Consider the following 23,428-nt stretch of genomic DNA (forward strand, 5'->3'; position numbering starts at 1 on the left):
GGTTAATGAAACAAATATTTGTTATCGACCCTGGCATGATGGAAGCTGGCGGCCATCATGCTGCCTTGCTGGAAACTATCATCAGTTCTGTTCAGAAACCTGAAAAATACTTTTTTTTCGCACATAAAGACTTAGATAAGTCTTTTGAAAATAAAGCGCAAGAAAGTGGAGTGTCTATATTCAAGCACTTTGAAAGTTATTTTTATGAATATTATGACAGCGGGGAAAAACTAAGAATAGCAGGTTGCCAAAACTATATTAGAAGGCTTGCGAGTGAATACCTCTCTGTTTTACAGTCTATAAGATATAGTGCGAAAAATAGTGAAATTGTTTGCTTCTATCCCTGTTTAAATTGGGAGCATGCATTGGCGCTATGGCTGGCAATAAAGATTTTCGACTCTTCGGTTATCAAAATAAAACATAAAGTGTGCTGCATGTTCACGCCGGATGGCGGTCAGCAGTCGACAATGAACCCGTTTTATAGGATGGCATTTAATTCATTGTCGTCCTTAAAAACGGTTGAACTGTTTGCGACTGAGCAAGAAACAGCGGACTATTTTGAGTGGTTGGAAGTGTCGACCAAAGCATTGCACCCATGCTACTTGTTACCTTGGTCTGATCTTAGGGGTTTTAAATTTCACGAGATCCCAAGTACACATATTCTTCTTTATATGGGCGACGCCAAAAAAAGTAAGGGATTCCTTGATGTACCTGAAGTCGCAAGCAACTTAATAAAACAACATGGGCCTAGCCTAAAAATAACTATACAGTTTACTATCGCTTGGGATTCATTAGAACTCTATCGCGCCAAAGATGAAATTTTAAGCCTCGCAACTAAGTACAGTAATATCGAGGTATGCGAAACTTTTTGGTCTACGAGCGAGCTAGTTAACAAGTTATCATCCATCACTCAAATTACATGCACTTATGATACCAAGGTATATGCAAATAAAAGTTCCGGCTTGTTATGGCTAGCGTGCTTTTTCGATATTCCTATAATAATATCCGATAGCTGTTGGCTTGACAGAGAAGCTGCCCGCTTAAATCATCAATATGTAATCGACCACTCATTACTCGCGTTAGCGCATAAAGATACTAATCACTCCGCCGATAATAATTACAAAAACGCGATGTTTGAAAATTTATATTCATGGTTACAAAAATAAGTGAGCTACTATGTGTTCGAATATAACAAAACTTGATTTTCTTGGTACTTCTACAGCACGATTTGACAATCTAGTTTATTTGGGTGTCGGGGCAAGTGGGCACTTAGCAGAGCTCATAGAGAAAACAGAAAATGATATTTTTATATTTGAGCCAGAGTTTGGTTTTTATAAATCTCTAAAGAATAAAATAAAAAAGCTAGATAATGTTAAGGCTTTCAATGATTGGGTTATTTCTGATACTGGTGAAGATGAATTTGCTTACATGTTTAATAATCCACGCTTTAATTCAACTTGCCCACCAAAAAATCTATTATCAAAAAATGTAAATTTAAAATTGGTTGAGCGCAAAAAGTGTGACGGTAAGCGTTTCAGTACCTTATTGAATGCACTTCCGCTAACTTCCTTTGGTCACAATGTACTTATTATGAATTTGCGGGGAAGTGAGAAAAAGGTTTTAGCGAATGCGTCGTGTGAGCTACATTCTCTGTTCCAAACACTTGCCGTTATTTTGCCACAAAATGGTTATTACGAATGTGTTGATGAAATGCCGAAGTTATCAGGATTTACACTAGAAAGAAAATTGAACAGTGGTAATGATACAATATTATTGTTTTGTAAGGACAGTGAGAAAGTGGCATTGATTGAAGAGAATGCCGAACATAAAAAGAAAATCCAAGAGCTTTCTAATGACTATAAGACTATAACTAGCGATATAGAAAGATTGCAAAACGAAAACCAGGAACTATTGAAGAGATGCTCATTGAAACAACAGTCTATAGAGCAAATGAAGAAAGAAACTTCATTACTTTTGCAAAGAGAACTGAAAATGCAACGAAAATATTATCGATTATTAAATCAAGCAAACCAAGCGGATCGAAAATGATAATTGAATCTAATCGGTTTATGGTTTTTGGTTTCTGCCCCTATTCTTTTGTGGTGCGATGTGATTAATTCTAAAAAAGTATTACTTGTTGCCGGAATGAGGCATTCCGGCTCTACTGCATTGTTCAATATACTTCGTTTGTCTCTAGAGCAAATAGGCGTAGTTTTAGCTTCTGGTTATTCAGAAAGGTTAGATTTACTGTCGATTGAAGAAAGCGAATCTGAACAACTACTTATTAAAACTCATGAGCCCAGAGATGATATTCTTAGTATTGCAGATGTAGTAATCACCACGAAAAGAGACCTTCGGGAAACTGTAGCATCAGCAACACGGCGAAACTTTAATATATTAGAGCAGTTAGGTAGTGCTGTAGAATACGCTAAATATAACAAGTTATTGCATGAGTACTGGTCACAAAAGAGTGACTATGAATTTTCTTATGAAACTTTTCTTCGTCGGCCGGAAGAATCTATAAGTAAATTGCTGAATTTCTTAAAAATCGATGGTGTTGACATCCCTGCGGTGTTTAACCAAATACAGAATTTACCCACTGATAATTACAAAGAGACATTGCTAAGCCCCGAACATATAACAGACCCTGAAAGGAAGCTTAGTTTCACTGAAACGTTAACGACACGAGATATTATCGAGATAGAAAGAAATAGTTATAAGTGGTTAACGGATAATGGTTACGATTTATAATGAAACATTTGAGAAACAGACATGTCGGCGAACGTTGTGTTCTTATCTGCAATGGGCCATCGTTGAACTCCATGAATTTGGACTTCGTTAAAAAAGAAACTTCAATTGGCCTGAATAAAATCTATCTAGGTTTTAAAAAGTTTAGATTTTATTCAAAGTATTATGTTGCGGTAAATCAAAAAGTACTCACCCAGTCTTCATCGGAGATTAAAGAATTAACAAGTGTTAAATTTCTCAGTGATAGGTGCCCTGGTCTTTTTTCGCAAAATGCTTTGACTAATATTCTAAAGACAAGCAGATATACTAATGACTTTTCATTCGATCTAAGTGAAGGGGTTCAAGAGGGATACACCGTAACTTACGCAGCACTACAAATAGCTTTTTACCTCGGTTTTAGTCAAGTTGTTATTATTGGTATGGACCACCGTTTCAACTATGAGGGAAAGCCCAATGAAGAGAAGCTTCACATTGGCGATGATCTCAATCACTTTACAACAGGCTATTTCAAAGGTCATAAATGGGATAACCCCGATTTAGTCAATTCTGAGCGCTACTACAAAATTGCGAAATCGGTATTCGAACAACACGGTAGAGAAATAATAGACGCAACCGTCGATGGGGCGTGTACTGTTTTTAAAAAAATGAATTACGAACAATTATTCAGAAGTTGATAAAGTTCACATAAAGGTGCGTTTAGCGCATTCAACTAGAGACAAAATAATGCAAAAAGAGCGCTTTATTTTAGGGGAAAGCCCTGTATGGCAACAAAATGAATTAGCTTGGTACTTTGTGGATATTATTGGCGACAAAATTCACAAGCGAGCCGCGAATAACAATATAATTTCACAGCGTAATAGCAATTATGTGTCTAATTTAGTTTGCGCTCAAACGGGATTTTTAGTGAGCCAAGAGAATAAAGTGTTCCATACCTGTAAAAATTTTAAGCATGACGAAATAATTTGCACCATAGGGCAGCCTACTACAATGCGAACCAACGACGGTTCTGTTGGTCCTGATGACAAATACTGGTTCGGAACCATGGAAAAGCACCCAAGCGGCTTAAACGGAAAGGTATATTCAGTAGACGCTGAAGGTACTTTATTAGTTCAAGGTGAAGATATTGGCATACCCAATTCGTTTATTTGGCTAGACAGCACTAACTTGCTTATTACAGATTCATACTTACAAAAAACGTTTAAGATAGAGTTACTTGAAAATGGTACTTTGGATTGGAAAAACAGGAAAGTATGGTTAGATTTAAGCGCTACTGAAGGTACCCCAGATGGAGGGGCGCTAGATGAAGATGGCAACGTGTGGCTTGCGATTTGGGGGGCGGCTGTTGTAAATCAATATTCGAGCGAAGGAGCGTTGCTGAAGTCGATTAAACTGAAAGCGTTACAGCCTACTTCTTGTGCATTTGGCGGTGAGAATATGGATGAGCTTCTCATTACCACAGCCACTGAAGGTATGTCCTCGAACCAATTGAAATCATATCCTGAATCAGGCACAATTATCTCGTTAAATATGGACGTTAAGGGTAAGAAGCTACCCGTTTTTAAGTTTGAAGAAATAAAATGTTAGCAAGTGTAGTAATAAGAACGTATAACGAAGAACGTTACCTAAATGAGCTTCTAAAAGCCATTTCCGCACAAAAAAATAGTGTTGTAGATTGCGAAGTCGTTATCATAGACTCTGGTTCTACTGATGCAACGCTAGAAATCGCCAAATCGCATAAGTGCAGAATTACGCACATCAAAAAGTCTGAATTTACCTTTGGTCGTTCACTCAATATGGGGTGCGAGTTTGCAAATGGTGACTTTTTAGTTTTCGTTAGTGGCCACTGTATTCCCGCGAGTGACTCTTGGTTAGATGAGCTTTGCAAGCCCATGATAGATGGCATAGTCGATTATTCTTACGGTCGGCAAATGGGACGTGACACAACGAAGTATTCTGAAGATCGTCACTTTGAAAAGTGGTTTCCCGAATATTCCAAAATTCCCCAAGAGGGTTTTTTTTGTAATAACGCAAACGCGGCAGTAACTCGAAAAGCGTGGGAGTTATTCAAATTTAACGAAGAGTTGACGGGTTTAGAAGACATGTACCTTGCTAAGCTTCTTGTCGATGCAGGTAAAAAAGTCGGTTATGTTGCTACCGCACCTGTATTTCATATCCATGACGAGACTTGGAACCAAGTTAAGATACGATATGAACGAGAGGCGTATGCGCTGCAGCGTATAATGCCTGAAGTACAGTTCTCTTTCTCTGATTTCATCAGGTATTTTATTTCTGGCGTTATGGCAGACAGTGCATCGGCAATTCGCGATAAAATGTTACTAAAAAAACTTGGTGAGATTTTGATGTTTAGATTTTATCATTATTGGGGTACTTATCGCGGTAATCATGAACACAGAAAGCTATCGACAAAAATGAAAAAGCAGTATTTCTATCCGCTAGATACAGAAAGGGATTCAAAATATGACTAAAAAAGTTATCGCCTTACTGCCGATGAAGGCAAACAGTGAGCGAGTAAAAGGCAAAAATTTTCGTGAATTGGCAGGCAAACCTCTATTTAAATGGATTTTAGACGAGTTGTTAGCTGTACCTGCGATTGATAAAGTGGTCATTAACACAGATGCGCGACACATTTTAGAAGAAAACGGTTTGGTCGAAACCGATCGAGTGATTATAAGAGACCGAAAAGAAGAGCTTTGTGGAGATTTAGTATCCATGAATCTGATTCTTGCCGATGATATAGAGGCTGTGCCAGCTGATACCTATATAATGACACACACTACAAACCCCTTGATTTCAGCAAAAACGATAAACCAAGGGTTAGAAACGTTTCATGATGCGCCATCGAACGACTCGCTGTTTACGGTAAATAAAGTACAAACACGATTTTACAAAGAAGACTGTAGTGCGGTGAATCATGACCCGGACAATTTAATACGCACCCAAGATCTTGAGCCATGGTTCGAAGAAAATTCTTGTTTGTTCTATTTTACGAAAGACTCGTTCTTAAAAACAAATGCAAGAATTGGTGAAACTCCTTTGATGATGGTTACACCACCATTGGAATCGTTAGATATAGACGAGCCTCATGATTGGGAAATGGTTGCGGCGTTGGCTGAATATAGGAAAAAAGATGCATAAAGTTTTAGTAACTTGCCCTCCAATGCTGGGCCAATTTCATAAATTTGTTGAACCTGCCAAGCTATTAGGGCTTGAACTGGTTCCTGCTCAAACAACCCAGGTTTTGTCAGAGGAAGAGCTTATAGAACTGTTGCCAAGCTTTGATGGTTGGATTATCGGCGATGATCCCGCTACAAAAAGGGTCTTTCAGGCTGGTGTAGATGGAAAGTTAAAAGCTGCAGTTAAATGGGGTATTGGTGTTGATAATGTCGATTTTGTGGCCTGTAAAGATCTCGGAATTCCAATAACAAACACCCCTAATATGTTTGGTGGTGAAGTTGCAGATGTCGGCATGGCGCTGATGTTAGGTCTAGCACGGCAAACGTATTTTATAGATAGAGGCGTACGCGAGGGCGGTTGGCCAAAGCCTGCCGGCATGAGCATTTCTGGTAAGCACATTGGTGTCGTCGGGTTTGGTGATATAGGGCGAAATTTAATTAAACGCCTTAGTGGATTTGACGTTACGGTAACTGCTTACGACCCGGGTATAGAAGGCAATCAGGGGTTTGAATTTGTTAAAAGGGCATCATTTCCAGATGGCCTCAATGAATGTGACTTCTTGATTTTTACTTGTGCACTTAATCAGCACAATCATCATATGTTGAATGAAGAAACTCTCAGTTTAATGAAGCTTGGAAGCCGTGTTGTGAATGTGGCAAGAGGGCCGCTAATAGATGAGGCCGCGCTCATTAACGCTTTAACCTCAGGCCATATAGCGGCAGCGGCGCTAGATGTTTTTGAAGAGGAGCCGTTACCTATGGCATCACCGCTTAGAGCGATGTCGCAATGCATATTTGGCTCGCACAATGGTTCAAATACCGTTGAAGGTGTAGAGCGAGCTACATTGAAAGCGCTCGAAAAGATGGCGGGCTTTCTTAGTGGAAAGTAATAAAAAAAGGTGGGCACTTGTAACGGGTGCTAATGGCGGTATCGGGAAAGCTATCGTAAAAGCTTTTAGCGAGGAAGGGTATTCAGTAATTGCTACTGACATCACCGAATCTGAAATTACCGCGAATGAAGTTGTAAACTTGCAGATAGATCTAGAAAGAATAGTAATAGATGTTGAATATGCAGAAATATTAGCAGCGAAAGTAGCAGAAATTACTTCCAATTGCGGTTTGCATTATTTGGTAAATAACGCTGCTATACAAATACTTGGTAATACGAAGGAAATAACGAGGCAGGCGTGGCAAACAAGCTTGAATGTCAATTTATCAGCGCCTTTTTTTATGACTCAGTTATTTCTAGACTCACTAAAATTGAACCGAGGCGCTGTTGTAAATATCAGCAGCATACATGCATTACAGACCAAACGTAACTTCGTTTCCTATGCAACATCAAAAGGCGCACTTAGTTCCTTGACAAGGAATCTTGCAGTTGACCTTGGTAATGCAGTTCGTGTTAATGCTATCGAGCCTGCGGCGGTAAGCACCGATATGTTGAAAGCGGGCTTCGAGGGTAAGGAAGAACAATACAAAATGCTAGAGGCGTTTCATCCGATTGCGAGAATAGCTACACCAGAAGAAGTTGCGCAATTAGCGGTATTTTTATGTTCTGACCGAGCTTCTTTTATTCATGGTGCATGTATAAATGCAACGGGCGGTATTCACGGCTGTCTGAGTGATCCAGACTAAAAGATATACGGATAAAATAAATAATGGAAAAGACGTCACTCATTTATAAAGCGTACTCTCATTTTAGCATGCAAGAATTTGAAGATGCTCGTGATTGTTATGAAGAAATTCTTTCAACGTCACCAAAAGAAAGGGTAGCATTTAATAATTCAATAAAATTTATGTTGGAGCTATGCTCTAATCGATTACAATTGGATGCCGTGGCCCACTCAGAGATTGATTTACTTGATAAAATTTGTGATGGGACACAAATTTTATCAAGAAATAGATTGATTTTATTGGTTAATGCTTCGCATGCTCACAAGCATGAGCTAACTTTTTGGAAAGAGTTTATTGAAAGAGCTGGACACGAGGGTTTCATTGTCGTTGATTTAGCCTTCCGGGCAGTCGAGTCATTTAAAAACAATCCAACGATAGTTAATCCAGCGAGGGCTGCTGACCTCGCTAGAAAGTACTCCAAGTTTTACGAATATAAGCGCCCGAAATGGTTGAGTGCTAATTTATTAGAACATTACATTGATTGGGAGCATCGTCGCTGGCAGATTGGAAAGTATAATCCTCTGATTTCAAAGGGTATTTCTTCTACTGGGAAGTATATAGATGACCTGATTTCAACGCTTAATCCATGCTGTATTATAACTACCAATAAGATTGATTGGCCAAATAATATGGCCTTTGAAGCCTCGCAGTATTACGGAATTGAATATTTCTTCATGGAGCGTTCGCCGCTAGACTCTCATATTCTTGAGAGTAAAGGAATGTTTTCTGAGTCTGATAGGAATCGAAGACTAATCGAAGCAACAACACCTACCTCAAGAAAACAAATCGACCCTAGAGGTATGAGATTAGCAGAAACATTAAAGTTAAATCCTTATGGATTCAGAGCCGATGAAGCTAGTAGATCGAAGTTGCCTGGCGTTATTGACAATGATAAGCCTGTGTTTTTTCTTCCTCTAGATAATATCATCTGGACTGGTTGGGGGATGAATAAAGCAAAGCAAGGGCAGTTAGATTATCCACTATATGACGAACCAAGCGTTGCTATTGGTGAATTACAAACCTATGTAAATAATCTCGGTGGCCTACTAGTTGTTAAGCCACACCCTAGCTGTAAAGAGTGGCAACGGTTGGTTGACACCCATCCAGATGTAATATTTTGCGATGCTGATCTTCAACTCCTTATAGAACGAGCAGATGTTGTAATAACTTTTTTGACAAAAGTATCGTATGTAGCGCTTGCCCAAGAGAAGCCTGTTGTATCGTTTGGAGGTGGATTACTGTGTGGTCTAGGCGTTACTTATCAAGTAGGGATATATGGTAAGCTTGAAAAATGCCTCTATGATGCGTTTAGACGGATTGAATTTAAGGAAAAAGTTGTTAAGTTTCTAAATTTTTTGCCTAGGTTGGATAGCACTTTCTTTAAATCAGGCAGTTATGCTTTTGATTACATCTATGCAGGGAGTGCTTCGATTAGAGGAAGTAAACCAGCTCGAGGAGCGATTAATGCAATCGAAAATATAAAGCCTTTGGGGGAAAAAGTAGCAGTTGACGTCTACCCGATAGAGCCTGCCAAACCTACAGTGATTTTTGATGTTACTAGGCTCACCAACGGTGGCCTTTGGAATTCAGGTATAAGCCGCTATGCACGTTCGTTGATTCAAGGAATTAGAAGAACACGATTATACAATGTCGTATGTGCAGCAGCGTTTTCAAAAAACGAACATGGTTTAAGCGCCTATATAGTTCAAAAAATAGCTAATGAACTTGATGTGGAAGTTTTTGAAATTAATAAGGCGTTCGGCCAGTTAGAAGCAATCGGGCAAAAGTATATTTATCATAGTCCCGTTAATCCTGATTTTGTGCAGAATAAATATCCAAACTGTCATAGTGTGATAACCATTCACGACATCCTTCATGTCACTCAAAAAGAAATTTATGATTCCTCACATACGATTACCCCTCGTATAATTAACTCGGTCAATCATGAGTCTACGGGTGTTATATTTGACTCTAGTTTTTCCCAAAATGATTTCGAAAATTATACTGGTAGGAAAGTCAAAAATAGTAGTGTGGTTCATTTAGGAGTTGATGAAATATTTAAAACGACTGAGTCTTCGCTGTCTTACTCTGGTGTTGACATAACGCATCAAGATGATGCTGTCCTTACAATACCTTTCCAAGGTGATCCTCGGAAAGGTTTCCAAAGAATGTTGAGTATCGCAATTGAATGGCTTTCATTTGACTCGCACCGAAAACTTATAGTCTTCGGCTCTTCGAGGAATAAAGACAAGTTTAAAGATATTTTGAAAGCACAGTCAACAAGTTACACTCCACTCAATGTGAAATATGTTTCTGACTGTACTGATAGCGAGCTAGCTGCCTTATATCGCCGCTCCTTCGCAACGATGTATCTTTCTGAGTCTGAAGGATTCGGTTTGCCGCCGCTTGAAGCGATGGCGTGTGGTTGTCCTTGTATATTACTGTCAAATACGTCTCTTACAGAAGTATATAAAGATTGGCCCTTGATGCTACAAAATAATGCAGATAACAGGGAGATTGGTGAATTACTCTCTAAGTTGTCTTCTGATAGTTCATATCAAGAACAATTGAGTTTGCATGCAATTCGGTTTTCAAATTCATATGATTGGGGAAAAACTGTTATGAAAACGATAGCTTTTTACGACCGAATGCTAAACATATCAAATAATTAACGGAGATTTTACGGTGACAGGAAAAACAGCAATAATAACAGGTATTTCCGGGCAGGATGGAGCTTACTTGGCTGAGTTACTCCTAGAAAAAGGGTATGTAGTCTATGCTACATTCCGTCGAACCAGTTCAGTAAACTTTTGGCGAATAGAGGAGCTTGGCATTGACAAGCATCCTAACTTAAACCTAATTGAGTACGACCTTACCGATTTATCTGCGTCTATACGCCTACTGCAAACTACTGGTGCAACTGAAGTTTATAATTTAGCTGCACAAAGTTTCGTGGGTGTTTCTTTTGATCAACCAATCACCACCGCTGAGATAACGGGGGTTGGGCCGGTAAACTTGCTAGAAGCAATTCGTATTGTCGATCCCAAAATTCGTTTCTATCAGGCTTCGACCTCTGAAATGTTCGGAAAAGTACAAGAGATTCCGCAGAGAGAGTCGACGCCCTTTTACCCTCGTAGTCCTTATGGCGTAGCTAAGCTTTATGCCCATTGGATGACAATCAATTATAGAGAATCATACGGAATCTTCGCTACAAGTGGTATTTTATTTAATCATGAATCCCCCTTACGTGGACAAGAATTCGTAACAAGAAAAATAACGGACAGTGTAGCAAAGATTAAACTCGGGAAGTTAGATGTATTAGAGCTTGGTAATATCGACGCTAAGCGAGATTGGGGCTTTGCAAAAGAATACGTCGAGGGTATGTATTTGATGTTACAAGCGGACAAGCCCGATACTTATGTTTTAGCAACAAATAGAACGGAGACTGTAAGAGATTTCGTTACAATGTCCTTCAAGGCCGTAGGTATTTCAATTAGGTGGGAAGGGAAAGACGAAAACGAAAAAGGAATTTGCGTTGAAACTGGTGAGGAGCTTGTCAGAATTAATCCTAAATATTATCGCCCATCAGAAGTGGACTTGCTAATCGGTGACCCAGCTAAAGCTGAGGAAGAATTGGGATGGAAGCCTAAAACGTCGCTCGAAGAATTGTGCAAAATGATGGTTACAGAAGACTTGAGGAGAAACAATGCTGGATTCTCTTTCTAATAAGAGAGTTCTTGTAACTGGAGCCGGTGGTTTCACCGGCTGCCACCTTGTAAATGTTTTACGACAAAATGGCAGCAAGGTTTTAGAACTCAAATCAAGTAATGCTAACGGAGATGACCAGGTTTCTGTTGATTTACTTGATAAAGCAAAGTTATTCAAAGTTGTATCCGACTTTCAGCCGGACATTGTATTCCATTTAGCAGCCATATCTTTTGTAGGCCATACTAATTCGCTGGACTTCTACAACGTTAATGTCATCGGCACAGAGAACCTTTTAGAATCCTTAGTACGCATTAATAATCAGTCTTTAAAAGTTCTTGTGTCTAGCAGCGCTAATGTTTACGGGCAGCAAAACGTAGACGTTATTAGTGAATCAAATTTATGTAAGCCGCTAAATCATTACGCAATTAGCAAAGTTGCAATGGAGAGCTTAACTGCGCAATATTATAACAAATTAGATATCATTATAACTCGCCCATTTAACTACACTGGCGTAGGTCAACGCAGTGAATTCATTATACCGAAATTAGTAAGTCACTATGTGAAAGGGGCTGGTTCAATAGAAATGGGGAACGTAGATGTTGAGCGAGATTTTTCAAGCGTTCAACTAATTATTGAGTCATACATTAGGTTGGCTTCATCATCGTACACATCTGGCGTTGTAAATGTTTGTAGCGGAAGATCCGTTGCTATTAGGGAGCTTGTTGACTTTTTGAATAACTCAGCTGGTTACGAAATGGAAATAAAGATTAACCCCAAATTTGTGCGTAAAAATGATATTCAGAAAATAACGGGTGATAACTCGAAATTAAAGTCGATTGTGGGGGAAATTATTTGTCCTGATATTTTCGATGTAGTAAAACAGATGTATATTCAGGGCAGAGATGAGTCGTGAAAAGAATATTTGTTGCAGGGCACAAAGGTTTAGCTGGAAGCGCTATATGTAGAGAGCTATCAAGGTGCGATGCTGAGATTATAACTTGCCCAAAAGAAAATTTGGATCTCCGTAATCAACAAGAGGTCTTTACATTCTTTAAAAACAATAAAGTTGATGAGGTATATTTAGCGGCAGGAAAAGTGGGCGGTATTTACGCCAATAATGCGTATCCGGCAGAGTTTGTTTATGAAAACCTAATGATTGAAGCAAATGTTATTCATGCTGCACATTTAAATGACGTACAGAAACTCTTATTTCTGGGTTCAAGTTGTATTTATCCAAAACTTGCAGCGCAGCCAATTAAAGAGTCAGAGCTTTTGAACGGCTCACTAGAAGAAACAAATGAACCTTATGCAATAGCTAAGATTGCAGGTATTAAACTCTGCGAGAGTTATAACCGCCAATATGGCCGAGATTATCGTTCTGTGATGCCAACTAATCTTTATGGTCCGAATGATAACTTTCATATGGAGAATGCGCACGTTATTCCTGCACTATTACGTAGGTTTCACAACGCCGTTCTCAATAATGAGGCGGTAGTTAATGCATGGGGAAGTGGCAGGCCCAGGCGAGAGTTTTTATTTGTAGATGACCTTGCGTCTGCATGTGTTTATATAATGGGCTTGGAGATGTCACAACTTGTCTCTCTCACATCGCCAATGCAGAGTCATATTAATATTGGTGCTGGTGAAGACTGCACCATTCGTGAGTTGGTTGAAACGATTGCTAAAATAACCGATTTTGGTGGCGATGTTTCATGGGACCCTACAAAGCCAGATGGAACGCCACGTAAACTATTAGATATTTCGAAACTTAAAAAATTGGGTTGGACACATTCGTACAGTCTTAATGATGGTCTGCATGAAACTTATCAATGGTTTCTGATGAATCAGAGTAATCTTAGGGCTTAATGCCCTTGTTTCTCTTCCAATAGCCAATTCTCTCTTACTTAAAGGTACGCATAATAAATTGCAGTTTGGATACAATTTACCTACTAAAGCTAGAAATTGAGGTTGCGGTATTTGATATCCGATAGATAGAGTTAAAGGTCGTGTTATCTCCACATTTTTTTCCGTTTACTTGATTAATTTACATATCAAAGAAATGTGTAGAAAATTGTAGTGTTCCAATTTTACAATCCAAGCGCTGTAACTATTGTAGGTAATGCCAACCGCAAGGTTTGTTTTTCCATTTAATTAACGCGCTGTTTTTAGAAGGGAAATCAGATGAATAAGATTGAAAGTGCACTTAAACTCCAGTCAAATAAAAAATTTTTCGAAGCAAACACTTTATGGGAAGAGATAAGGGCGGAGGAACCTCTAGCTGCTGTCGGCTACATTCACGGAGGGATTGCTCTAAGACATTTAAAGAGATATGAGGAAGCGATTTTTCTATTTGACACTGCCATAGAAAAAGGGATTAACAAAGTATCAGCATTAATTCAGAAAGCATCTTTATTGATGGAGATTGAAAGATGGAAGGATGCTGAAGATGTATGGTTAGATTTGCTGCGAAGTGAACCTGATAATATTGTTGCAAACTATCGTTATGGTGTTGTGTTAAAGAATACTGATCGACTAGCCGAAGCCATATCTCTCTTTAGTAAAGCTATAGGAATACCCCCTTTAAGTGAAAGCGACAAACTCTCAAAAATTAAATGTTTAGAAGAGCTAGCAATCGTAGATACTAACTTGTGCCGATATCATGATTTAGTGACAAAGGGAAGGCTAAGTGAAGCGTCTCTTCTGTTAAGTGACTTGGAATGTTTTAAGCTCGAAAACATTTTTCCGCACGTTGGTTTTATAGAGCAGCATGGAATTGTTAATTATATTGGCTTACTACACAAACGACTTGGCCAATCGGTAAAAAATTTCAAAGGGTCTAGCTTATTAGTTATTGATAAATTTTGTGGTTTTCGCGGAAATCCCTACAACGAACTGCATGACGCTTTAGGGTATAAAAACGAATTCATACCTGATGCAGCAGATATCGTAGTTCTTGGTAACTCTATGGTTCATGATCTTTATTCTCCTTTCTATAAGACTTGGCCTTATTTATTTTCTCAATCGGGTAATGGCTTAACGGTTTATAATGCATCGATGGGCGGGCAAAGTGTTTTGCAATATCTACAGTCACTCTCTGAAGTTTTATTTTTAAAGCCCAAAGTCGTGTTGTTTAATTTTTACTTTGCAAATAACGTTTTTAATGCTGTGGATACATACAGACAATTGGAAATTTCAGGTTACAAAAATTTCTTGGATTGTGGCGATATACAAAACGTAGTTAAAGAAAAATTTAATGGTGTAAAAGAGTCTAAATCTCAATTTATTGAAGGATTAGGGGATGTGTCGAGGCAAACAGCATTAGAACTAGGTTCGGAGAAAGGGATAGTTGATTGTGTCAAAGTAGAAGTATCCTCTCAAAAGTTTTACATCACCCCTCATGAAGCTTTTGAGAGGATAAATATTCAGAAAGCATCAACAAAGCTAGGTTTTGATTTGGTGTTTAAGGCACTTGACCTGTTTTTAGAAATGGCTAAATATCACAAATTTACGCCCGTCTTTTTATCGATACCTTCTCGTGAAACGGTTGTTTATGAGAGGTTAATTAAATATGGCGACATTCAGGTTTCGTCAGATTTAGACGTGGTTAAAAATGTTTATGATTTAGAAAAAGCGTTACAAGACAAGCTAGAGAGTAGATGCTCCGAGTTGGGTGTGGGGTTTTATACATTTAATGATGCTATCTGTAGTGCGCTTGCGAATGGTTTTTTTCCAAATGAGTTAGACGACTTTCATCCTACAGAGTATGGAAAAAATATAATGGCCAACTACGTAGCAGAAAATATTGATTTTCAAAATTGAATTTGTCTTCACTTTCGGTGTTAACTTTGTATTTTGAGTGTCAGATAAAAGGCAGTAACGCATTGTACTTTTATTGCAAAAGGCAGATAGCTCCCCAGGGAAGTAAAAACAATTTCAAAAAATCAATTAGCCAAACATAAACCGAAATGCTGCTGTGGACAGCTTGACCTCACTATCGCATTCAATGCCAAGTCTATGTTTGTATTTTGCTTGATAAAACGTAAGTCAAATGTGTTGTGACTGATACTGCGCAGATAATTCTACATAATGATTACGTGCCGTTTCTACGATATGATTACTGGAATAAAAGGATTGGATGTAAAAACAGATGAAACGCAAACTTAAAAACTTAGCCAAACGTATCTTGGGCAAAGGTGAACTAAATTATCACATTGATACAGTAACAAGTGATGTGGTTTCTGGCTGGGCAGTCAATTCAGCAAACCCCTCTTCACCATGTGACATACAGTTAAAAACCGGTGATACGGTTTTAGCGAAAACTAAAGCGGCGACGCTTCGCGAAGACTTAGTTGCCGCTGGCGTGGGTAATGGATGTCATGGTTTTACATTGCAACTTGACATGCTGCCATTTTCTGCTGAGGCACGTGAAGCACACCTCTACATTAACGGTAAGCGCGTTACCGGCGAGCCTATCTCACTCAGAAGTAGCTTTACCGATATGCTCGGCGAGTTTTCTGTTGAAGTAGAGCGAAGAATGGATGCATTACTTGCAATTCAAAATGAGCGCATGCAGCGTGAGTTCGATTACATAAAGCAGCAGCTAGAATCAGGTAAGTAATGACAAATGCGCCAACTCAGGTAGTGGTGTTTTGCCCGCTACCGCCTAAACCTAATGGTATTGCTGATTATTTTGCTGAGCAGATCCCCTATTTTTTAAGATTCACTAAGGTAACGGTTGTCATAGAAAATGAGCACCCTGAACCTACGGGAATTGCGGCAAATGTATCAGTACTGCGTTTAGAAGAGTACATGTGGCAGCAAGCTAATTTTGCGAATGTTCCTCATATTTACCATGTTGGCAATAACCCTGATACTCAGTATATGCTGCCAGTATTACTTTCTAAGCCTGGTTTGGTTGTAGTGCATGATTTGAATTTGCACTACCTCATCGACCTAACTAATTTATCGAAAGGCGATAAAAAGGGTTACGAATTGGCGCTCACCAATAATTATGGTGAGGCAGGTAAGCTAATTGGTCAGCAATTACATCAGTTCGGGTGGAAAGGAAAGTTCATGCCTCACGAACTGATGATGAATGCGAGTATCATTACAGCCGCAGAGCGTATTCTTGTGCATTCAAGGTATTCCGCCGACAAGATAGCGGCTCTTGGGCAAAGCAATGTGAGTATTGTGCCTCACCACTTTTCACCTGCCGCGCGCCAATATCAGCCTAAGCTTAAAATGCAATATCGTGGTGAATTAGGTTTGCCAGGCAATAAGCCCGTGATTACGTCTATGGGGTTTATAGCCAAAGCGAAGCAAATTAAATCGGTGTTAGCGGCATTGGCAGCGCTAAAACAACAAGGTGTAGAATTCACATACGTACTTGCAGGAAAGTGTAAGCCTCACGAATACGATGTGTATCAAGACATTGCGGATAGTGGGTTAACCGATAACGTTGTAGTTACTGGTTTCTTAGATGAAGACGCATTTTTTAAATATATGTTGGCGTCTGACTTTATTGTTAATTTACGCTATCCCACCGGTGGAGAGTCTTCAGGTACATTAACTCGTGCTATGGGAATGGGTTTGTGTTGTGTAGTGGTAAACATTGGGCCGTTTGGGGAGTTACCAGAAGATTGTGCGGTTAAGCTCAATTGGGATGAAAACTTCGGTGAAAACTTACAACTCCAATTGCAACGGTTAATAGAAGATACTCAATACCGCGTAACGTTCGGCAAAAATGCTCAGAAGTGGGTGGAGCGAACTCATAATATTACTGTCACCACTAATGCGTACTTAAGCGAAGCCGCTAAATTAAGCGATTGCACTACGCTAAGTACCAAAGCGCTAAACAATACGCATCGTCTTTACCTTACCGAGCAGCAGGTATTAAATTGGCGGCGCGAAACCTCGAAGTCTTTTAAAAAGGACGTGCCTGAAACCAGTAGTTTGTGGTGGCAAGCAAATCTAGTTCCTATAGCGCAATCGTCACTGTTAAGTATTACAGCAAGCCAGCAACACCAATCTTTTGTGCTTAAATCACTATTTGGCTATGAAGACAGTCAAATTACCCAACTAAGCCCGGCACAGTTGCCACACAATAGCCTCGGACGTACCTATCCGGTAGTGGTGTGTGATGCGTCGTTAGCTGATGTTGCTCAATCGCCCGTCGCGTGGTTTGCGCATTTAAATAAACGGTTGAATATAGGTGGTACGCTCGTTGTTTCATTGCTTAACCCAGGCGCCAGCGTTAGTGAGGCCACAAATGAACTTACCAGTGAATACCCCCTAGATAGAAGCAGCGTAAAACGTTTTATCGAGGCAGCAGGCTTTTCGGTAGATAACACCGTTGCGGGTCCGCTTGATATTACGATGACGAACGACATCGCTCCTTTAAATGAATACTGGGTGTTTGTTGCTACTAAACGATCGTGGATGATTAACCGCAACCCAGAGATCTATCAAAACGGAAGCAGCGAATTGCAATGGTTGTATGCCAATGAAAAAAGCACTGACGCAGAGGAGGCGGATAATGCCTAAAACGTTGGTTAGCACAAATGGCATCACTCATAATAATATGAGTGATAATACGGTATTCAACCCGGTAAATACTGCAATGACACCACTAGAGCTAGCGGCAGCCCGTCATAAAATTAATGTTGATGTATTAGTAACATCAGCGTTTCTTAGAAGCTTGCCACAGCTAGGTGAGGTGGTATTAGCCACAATGCCGCAAAGCATTATTTCTATTTTGGCGAGCGCAGCGGGAGCAAATGTAACGTACCTTGCGAACAAAACCTTGTTTGAACAGTACGGACTGTCTTATTTTGAAGCAAGTAAAAAAGCGGGTGTTGAACCGGTATGCTTTGACGCTACATCAACCATCTTAGAAATTTCCCCTAAAGTACAGGCTGGTTTTGAAGGGCTAGGACAACATTCACAGCATTTAACGATTACCACTCCAGATACATTTCTTAGTAGTAGGGTAAATGTGAGTTGGTTAGCGCTACCCAGGCTTTCACTCTCGATATTAGAGGTTACCGAGTTTACTGTTGAGCGACACAGGCCACTTTTAAGTGGTGTGGTTACCAAAGAAAACATAGAGAGCATGGTGGCGTGGTGTAAGCACAATAATTACTACGGCGTAACAAACTCGTTAGCATCACTTGAATCTGAGGATGAAGATACATATTGCTGGTTAGTATCAAATCGTGACATTTTGCATTCAGTTGAAGCATTGGTCGGCAAATATGCAGGCCCAGTAAGCACAAAACTGCCAATGGATATGCTGGCACAGCAATCATGGCCAGTATTAACAGAAACTAACGATAAACTTGCCCACCAAACCCTCGATTATTTACTGCACAGAAGGCGATGGTACTATTTAGATAAGCTATTAAATATGGGGTTGTACCCAATTGAAACCGATGGCGTTAATTTTTGGCGTTGGCTGGGAAACGATGGCGTGAGGCTTTTCCTTCCTCTTCGAGCAAGTGGGCACTACACGCTTTCCTTTAATGTGTTTTCAGTTGCTGAGGGGCTAGAAAAAGCAACCCTTCGTTGTTTCGTTAATGGACGTTTGAAAGCAACGCAAATTGTTTCAGCTGGAGCAACAGTTAATATTCCTTATTTTGCCGAGACTGACGGTAGTTTAGCTGAATTGCTCATTGTGACTGAACAAAAAATACAAGTGGCAGATAAAACGTTAAGCATTTCAATCTCCGATCTAACCGTTAACTGGGAAGAAATGCCACTATGAATAAGCATGTACTTATTGTTTCTCCTATTCCCTCACATCCTCAATTTCAAGGCAATAGCGCGCGTATATTCAGGCTAAACAGAATGTTTCAGCTGTGTGGCTACCAGGTTCATTTTCTGTATTTCGGTATGGAAGGACTAAGTGATGAACAGCGCAGAGCTATGGAGCAACAGTGGGACTATTTTCACTTTGTTCAGCCAGAAGGCCCGGCCGCTGAACCCTCATTCGGTGAGTATTTCGACATAGACGATTGGTACGACGACAGAGTGTCTGATTACGTAGACGGTCTGTGTCAGAAATGGAACTTTGATGTCTGTGTTGCCAATTATGTATGGTTTTCTAAAGTGTTAGATGTGCTGCCCGATACCACACAAAAAGTGATAGATACCCACGATGTGTTTGGCGACCGCCATATAGTAGCGAAAGAAGCAGGGTTAGAGCCTGTCTGGTTCTACACCACAAAAGAGTTAGAGGCCTATGCCTTAGATAGAGCAGACCTTGTTTTAGCAATACAGGATGAAGAAAAAGCCTATTTTGAAGGTATTACCAACAAGCGCGTAGAAGTTATGGGCTATGTGGTGCCGTTTCAGCCTTTGGTAGTGCAAAAACACAGTAAAGTGGTTATTGGTTACATCGGCTCTGGAAACCCGTTTAATGTGGAAAGCTTACGGGTGTTTCAGCAAGAGGTAATGGCAAAACCAGAGCTTATGCAGCAGTTCACCTTTTTGTTAGGTGGTACCGTGTGTAAAGCATTTAACGAGATGAACGAAATTTTTGATATCATAGGTCTCGTTGATGATTTAGATGACTTCTATCGTCAAATTGATATTGCGATAAACCCTATGGTGGGCGGTACTGGGCTTAAGATTAAGTCGTTAGAAGCATTGTCTTACGGTAAAGCGTTACTAGCGACCGAAGATGCTATGGTGGGTATTCCTAGCAACGACGCATACCATAAAGCAAGTTCAATTACTGACATGGTAGACAATCTGACCGCGCTAAATAAAGCGCGTCACGAGCTACTACTCAAAAACTCCAAAGATGTTTTCGACCGGTACAATGGTGAACACATCGGTAATTTTAAAACTTTATTCGGTTGAATCAATGGATTTTCAGTTATACAAGAAAATGCTGGGAGACTGGGCTAGTTCTCAACAGCCAGTATTCATTATGGGCCCTGAAAGAAGTGGCACCAGCTTATTATTCCAACAAGTTTCAAATCATCCTGAGTTTTGTGACTTTTCTCACGCGACGGTCGAAACATTTTGTTTTGTTAAGCCATGGTTGTTATTAGAGCCCGCAGGCCCAGAAAATTATGAAATGCGGGTGTACTTAGGTCAAAAGAACTTAAACACTTTCCAAGAGAAAATTCATCAGCTTATCGAGCGTAACAGAGAGCTATCGGCGAAGGGGATGCAGTTACAATACTTAAATAGTGCTGAACGTGAGACTATTTGGTTTGAACGGCGTTACAAACATTTGCTGAGAGCGTTCTTCTACAATTCATGGCAAAATTTGGGAGAGAAGCGTTTAGTTGAGAAAACCCCAGCGCATATACGATGTGCAGAAGAGATCCTAAGTACTTTTCCAAATGCAAAACTGCTTATTTGCACTCGGGATCCCGCAGAGATTATTGCATCCCATAAAAAACGCTTTAAAAAAGAGGTTGAACTTGGGAAAGAGCCTGGCGACCAATCTATTGCGTGGCTAAATCACTCAACCGCCGATTATTTAAAATATTTCTCGGCCATTGATAATAAAATTTCTGCATTAGCTGCGAGACATAGAAACAAGCTTATCGTAGTGCCGTATGGTCAGTTAACAAGTGAACCAGAGCAAAACCTTAGAAAAGTTTTTGATTTTGTTGGTGTGGATAATATTGGCGCTACAGCCTCTGCGAGTGAAAAGACTGAACAGGCTTGGGATCCGCTTCTTAATCAAGCACCACAAAAAAATCTTGTAGATTTTTCTGAACAGTTGAGTCCCCAAGACATTGAGCTAATAGATGCTCACAGGCCCACTCTTAACAATAGCTGGATATAATTGAATGGAGTTCGACAATATCGTAGTGATGCCTATTCAACAAGTTCTAGGCAGCCCTTTTGGTAACTCAGAACATAAGTTGGGTCCCGTGTGGCCCGATTGGGATGAGGCTAGTGAAGTTCGTTTTCAGCGAAAAGGCAGACCAAAGGACGATAAGCCTTGGCTTGGCGAAAAGACACAATTGACCTACGCACTTGGTGAATATGTGTGGTGTGGCCCTATTGTTAATCATTTTGGGCACCAAATTGCTGACTTTTCTACTCGGATTGCCTGTTACAGAGGAAGTAATGCAAAGTATCTTTTTTCAGTAAGAAAAGGGAGTGGTTATGCATTTGACGATCTGCCTAATTTCATAAAAGAAATTTTTCAATGGTTTAAAATCGAAAAAGATAATATTTTTTTTGTAGAGCAGCCAACCGTTGTACAAAAGCTTTCAGTAGTGCCACAGCAAGAGCAACTGCCGCAGAAGGGACCATCAAAAAATTATCTAAGTATACTTGATGGCCTTGTTAGAGCGAATAAATTAGACGCGATTGAGAGAAAGGGTACTTACTATATATCTCGTGCTGGCATGCTAAAAGGTATGATCGCGGGAGAGTCTTATCTTGAGTCATTTCTGTCCTCTCAAGATGTAATCATTATAAAACCAGAAACATTATCTCTTTGGGAGCAACTCAAGATATACATGAGTGCCGAAACACTAATATTTTCAGAAGGCTCTGCACTCCATGCACTTCAACTATTAGGACATCTGGATTGCAATATAAGAGTGTTGCAAAGGAGACCTAACTTTCTAATGGCGAAAGGCTTGATTACGCCCCGCACTTCAGAGCGTGGCGAGTTAACTTACCATCAAGTAGGAAAAATTGTTGCAGGCATACGAGCTGACGGCGAGCCTGCGACAGATGCAGGTATCACGATCCCTCGCATACCCAAGTTAGTAGAATTTTTTGAGTTTGAGAAGATAAGCTTCAGCACTTTTGAAGAGGAAAAGCTCAAGGAGGCTATTGAGGTTGATGTGAAGCGTTTCATTGATAATGAGTATGAAAATCCTCGTTCAGCGGTTTCTGGCCACATGGATAAGTTAACAACGCAATTAAGCGAGTTAGGTTTAATATAAAACTCTATGCTGAGAATTGTTATACACATTGGTCCGCCAAAATCCGGAACTTCAGCTATCCAAAAGTGGCTGACTGAAAATAGAGAGCGTTTAATTGTTCAAGGTGTTTATTATCCTGAGCACGGCGTAGATAAAAACGGAGTTAGTTCTGGTAACCTTTTTGCACTTTTTGAATTATTGGCAAATGGCAATTTGCAATTTAGTGATGAAAAGTTTGCTTTGCTTGAAAAGAGCGCGAATCTCAAAAAATGCCACACGCTTATTTTATCGTCTGAATTCTTTTTTCAACATATAGTAGTGTTGGCAAAAGAATTACCAGAGGCAACGTTTTTGGCTTACATTCGTTTTCCTCTTGAAGTAGTTGAGTCATCCTACAATCAAGGTATAAAGAGGCACAATAAAACCCAGGCGTTTAGTGTTGGTAAAAGCCCTTTGCATTTCCAGTTTCAGGATCTAATTAATAAGATGAAGGTTGCTGGCACTCAGAGATTTAAGTTGAGGCCATACTTGAAAGAGTGTTTTTATGAAGGCAATTTGATCTCTGACTTTTTGCATAGCACTGGGTTAAGTCCAGCACTGTACACAGGCGAAAAAGAACAACCTAGGGTAAACCCTTCGTACACGCTTGAAGCATTGGAGTTTAAAAGGTGGTTTAATCAGTTTGAACTTGGTGGCCTCTCTCACAAGATGGATATTTTTTTACAAAGCATAAATGATGGAACAACAAGCTATTCGCTTGTCTCTCCACAAATGTTTGAACATCATAAAGCGCTGTTCATAAAAAGGCTTCGTGAGGTTAGTGCTGTATATGACATCGACAACGTTGAAAACTTTATCGATGGCGCCAAAAATATCAGACAGAAAAAATATGTTAAGCAAACTCTCTCAGATCAAGACTTCAAAAATATGTTAAATCGATACATTGCAAGGCATCCAGAGGATATTGGAGTTTTTATCAAGTTTCTGTTAAATAACAGAAAAAATAAAAATTCTCTGTTTGGCAGTCAAAGGCTAAAAATAATCAAAAGACGTATGCCACTACACGTTTTTTTCTATGAATCGCTTAAAAAAATCTACAGAGACATGTTTAGTCAACAAAAAAATAAAGCAATCGAAGAAAAAGGGTTATGAAAGTTTCTTTTAAACGCACAGATTGTTTAGGCAATTTGAGTTTTGATA

21 protein-coding genes are annotated in these 23,428 nt (G+C 39.7%); all 21 read left to right on the forward strand.

What is annotated here, in order from left to right; all coding sequences use genetic code 11:
- Window positions 1–5: 5 nt before the first annotated feature.
- The 21 genes from AC27HD_RS15655 to AC27HD_RS15755 all read left to right on the forward strand — a co-directional run bounded on the left by AC27HD_RS15655 (window position 6) and on the right by AC27HD_RS15755 (window position 23,380).
- A complete protein-coding gene (locus tag AC27HD_RS15655) occupies window positions 6–1,166 on the forward strand; it encodes a hypothetical protein (RefSeq protein WP_487106973.1) in 1,161 nt (386 codons plus the stop codon).
- 10 nt (window positions 1,167–1,176) lie between these two features.
- Window positions 1,177–2,049: a hypothetical protein gene (locus AC27HD_RS15660; protein ID WP_487106975.1), complete on the forward strand. Its 873-nt coding sequence runs from the start codon at window positions 1,177–1,179 to the stop codon at window positions 2,047–2,049.
- Between the two features lie 60 nt (window positions 2,050–2,109).
- A complete protein-coding gene (locus AC27HD_RS15665) occupies window positions 2,110–2,751 on the forward strand; it encodes a hypothetical protein (RefSeq protein ID WP_487106977.1) in 642 nt (213 codons plus the stop codon).
- The gene (locus AC27HD_RS15670) at window positions 2,751–3,422 is read left to right on the forward strand and encodes a 6-hydroxymethylpterin diphosphokinase MptE-like protein (RefSeq protein WP_487106979.1); all 672 of its coding nucleotides are present in this window, start codon (window positions 2,751–2,753) and stop codon (window positions 3,420–3,422) included. Before AC27HD_RS15665 ends, AC27HD_RS15670 begins: the two co-directional genes overlap by 1 nt.
- 49 nt (window positions 3,423–3,471) lie before the next feature.
- A complete protein-coding gene (locus AC27HD_RS15675; protein ID WP_487106981.1) occupies window positions 3,472–4,332 on the forward strand; it encodes an SMP-30/gluconolactonase/LRE family protein in 861 nt (286 codons plus the stop codon).
- The gene (locus AC27HD_RS15680; RefSeq protein WP_487106983.1) at window positions 4,326–5,234 is read left to right on the forward strand and encodes a glycosyltransferase family 2 protein; all 909 of its coding nucleotides are present in this window, start codon (window positions 4,326–4,328) and stop codon (window positions 5,232–5,234) included. The genes AC27HD_RS15675 and AC27HD_RS15680 overlap by 7 nt, the downstream gene beginning before the upstream one ends.
- Window positions 5,227–5,904 carry an acylneuraminate cytidylyltransferase family protein gene (locus AC27HD_RS15685; protein ID WP_487106985.1) on the forward strand — a complete coding sequence of 226 codons (678 nt, stop codon included), beginning with the start codon at window positions 5,227–5,229 and terminating at the stop codon, window positions 5,902–5,904. Before AC27HD_RS15680 ends, AC27HD_RS15685 begins: the two co-directional genes overlap by 8 nt.
- Window positions 5,897–6,832 (forward strand): phosphoglycerate dehydrogenase, encoded by a 936-nt coding sequence (locus tag AC27HD_RS15690; RefSeq protein WP_487106987.1) that lies wholly within the window; start codon window positions 5,897–5,899, stop codon window positions 6,830–6,832. Before AC27HD_RS15685 ends, AC27HD_RS15690 begins: the two co-directional genes overlap by 8 nt.
- A complete protein-coding gene (locus tag AC27HD_RS15695; protein WP_487106989.1) occupies window positions 6,822–7,577 on the forward strand; it encodes an SDR family NAD(P)-dependent oxidoreductase in 756 nt (251 codons plus the stop codon). Before AC27HD_RS15690 ends, AC27HD_RS15695 begins: the two co-directional genes overlap by 11 nt.
- 23 nt (window positions 7,578–7,600) lie before the next feature.
- A complete protein-coding gene (locus AC27HD_RS15700) occupies window positions 7,601–10,288 on the forward strand; it encodes a glycosyltransferase (RefSeq protein WP_487106991.1) in 2,688 nt (895 codons plus the stop codon).
- A 13-nt stretch (window positions 10,289–10,301) separates the two neighbouring features.
- Window positions 10,302–11,342, forward strand: coding sequence for a GDP-mannose 4,6-dehydratase (gmd, locus tag AC27HD_RS15705; RefSeq protein WP_487106992.1), 1,041 nt, complete (start codon window positions 10,302–10,304; stop codon window positions 11,340–11,342).
- Complete coding sequence (locus AC27HD_RS15710) at window positions 11,323–12,237, forward strand: GDP-mannose 4,6-dehydratase (RefSeq protein ID WP_487106994.1); 915 nt, start codon at window positions 11,323–11,325, stop codon at window positions 12,235–12,237. Before gmd ends, AC27HD_RS15710 begins: the two co-directional genes overlap by 20 nt.
- Window positions 12,234–13,190 carry a GDP-L-fucose synthase gene (gene fcl, locus AC27HD_RS15715; protein WP_487106996.1) on the forward strand — a complete coding sequence of 319 codons (957 nt, stop codon included), beginning with the start codon at window positions 12,234–12,236 and terminating at the stop codon, window positions 13,188–13,190. The genes AC27HD_RS15710 and fcl overlap by 4 nt, the downstream gene beginning before the upstream one ends.
- A 315-nt stretch (window positions 13,191–13,505) precedes the next feature.
- The gene (locus AC27HD_RS15720; RefSeq protein WP_487106998.1) at window positions 13,506–15,143 is read left to right on the forward strand and encodes a tetratricopeptide repeat protein; all 1,638 of its coding nucleotides are present in this window, start codon (window positions 13,506–13,508) and stop codon (window positions 15,141–15,143) included.
- Between the two features lie 328 nt (window positions 15,144–15,471).
- Complete coding sequence (locus AC27HD_RS15725) at window positions 15,472–15,942, forward strand: hypothetical protein (protein WP_487107000.1); 471 nt, start codon at window positions 15,472–15,474, stop codon at window positions 15,940–15,942.
- Window positions 15,942–17,867: a glycosyltransferase family 4 protein gene (locus AC27HD_RS15730; protein ID WP_487107002.1), complete on the forward strand. Its 1,926-nt coding sequence runs from the start codon at window positions 15,942–15,944 to the stop codon at window positions 17,865–17,867. The genes AC27HD_RS15725 and AC27HD_RS15730 overlap by 1 nt, the downstream gene beginning before the upstream one ends.
- The gene (locus AC27HD_RS15735) at window positions 17,860–19,086 is read left to right on the forward strand and encodes a hypothetical protein (protein ID WP_487107004.1); all 1,227 of its coding nucleotides are present in this window, start codon (window positions 17,860–17,862) and stop codon (window positions 19,084–19,086) included. The genes AC27HD_RS15730 and AC27HD_RS15735 overlap by 8 nt, the downstream gene beginning before the upstream one ends.
- Window positions 19,083–20,186, forward strand: a complete 1,104-nt coding sequence (locus tag AC27HD_RS15740; RefSeq protein ID WP_487107006.1) for a glycosyltransferase — start codon at window positions 19,083–19,085, stop codon at window positions 20,184–20,186. The genes AC27HD_RS15735 and AC27HD_RS15740 overlap by 4 nt, the downstream gene beginning before the upstream one ends.
- A 4-nt stretch (window positions 20,187–20,190) precedes the next feature.
- Window positions 20,191–21,129: a sulfotransferase family protein gene (locus AC27HD_RS15745; protein ID WP_487107008.1), complete on the forward strand. Its 939-nt coding sequence runs from the start codon at window positions 20,191–20,193 to the stop codon at window positions 21,127–21,129.
- A 28-nt stretch (window positions 21,130–21,157) separates the two neighbouring features.
- Complete coding sequence (locus tag AC27HD_RS15750) at window positions 21,158–22,249, forward strand: glycosyltransferase 61 family protein (protein ID WP_487107010.1); 1,092 nt, start codon at window positions 21,158–21,160, stop codon at window positions 22,247–22,249.
- A gap of 6 nt (window positions 22,250–22,255) precedes the next feature.
- Window positions 22,256–23,380 (forward strand): hypothetical protein, encoded by a 1,125-nt coding sequence (locus tag AC27HD_RS15755; RefSeq protein WP_487107012.1) that lies wholly within the window; start codon window positions 22,256–22,258, stop codon window positions 23,378–23,380.
- Window positions 23,381–23,428: the final 48 nt, after the last annotated feature.

This window comes from Alteromonas sp. 4NS20-0143 (assembly GCF_057542855.1).